General features: G+C 38.1%; 1 protein-coding gene. It reads right to left on the bottom strand.

Features of this window, described 5'->3' with window-relative positions:
* Window positions 1-3: 3 nt before the first annotated feature.
* On the bottom strand, window positions 4-633 hold the full coding sequence (locus ACFIKE_RS11830) for a hypothetical protein (RefSeq protein ID WP_375625334.1): 630 nt from the start codon (window positions 631-633) through the stop codon (window positions 4-6).
* Window positions 634-847 lie beyond the last annotated feature (214 nt).

Raw genomic sequence — 847 nt, 5'->3', positions numbered from 1 at the left:
TCTTTATCTTACGCGTTTTAGTAGCCGTCTCATTCTACGATACTTTCTCACCTGCTTAAAGACACCATAATAAAGTTCTAAAATCATCATGGGAATACAAGCAACCCACAGTGTCACGCACATAAGCACGAAAACAAATATCATGACAAGAATATCGTCCATTTTCCAGTTCACACTTTCTTTATACCGATCCTTTTGATCGGTTATTTTACCCCGTTGCTGATCTATTCCTTTCAATTTCCGAATATTTTTTACCAACAAAAACCACAATATGATGCCGAGTATCAACATAACTGGGAACAAGACCAAAACACACACTATAATAACTTTCCAAAACGCATACAAAGAGAGAAAAAGAGGTGTATCCCACCACCCTGTCCGTTCTCCATTGCTACCCAAGGATAGGAGAAAGAAAATCCTGTTCCATAACTCAAGAGAGAAAATGTTGTACTCTTTGCTATCCAAGGATGAGAGAGAGAGAATCCTGTTCCACAGCTCAAGAAAGAAAATCCTGTTCCATAGCTCAATAATGAGGGAGAGGAAACAAATGACAACACGCTCTCGCACAGAAAAAACACTTTTTTCGAAAAAATGGCGTAGTCCATTATAAAATGCTGAATTTTTCCCCTTCATTGCTCTTCCTTTTTTTATGAAAAATACATTTTTTTATCTCATGCCCGCTTTTTTAAGAACCACGAAAAGTGCGATGCATGGCGCTTGCCTTATTTTCAACAAAAAACCCAAACTTTCTAAAAGCGCGGTTGCTCTTCCAAATGATGAAGAGCAGCCTCCTCCTCATTACAAAAGAAAATAGACTCTCTTCTTTGCCTGATGATTTTCCAACCAT

The organism is Bartonella sp. MU70NMGDW, from assembly GCF_042194085.1.
GTDB classification, from domain to species: Bacteria; Pseudomonadota; Alphaproteobacteria; order Rhizobiales; family Rhizobiaceae; genus Bartonella; species Bartonella grahamii.
Note: the sequence above shows the minus strand (reverse complement) of the source record. Positions and strands in the feature narration are given on the sequence as shown.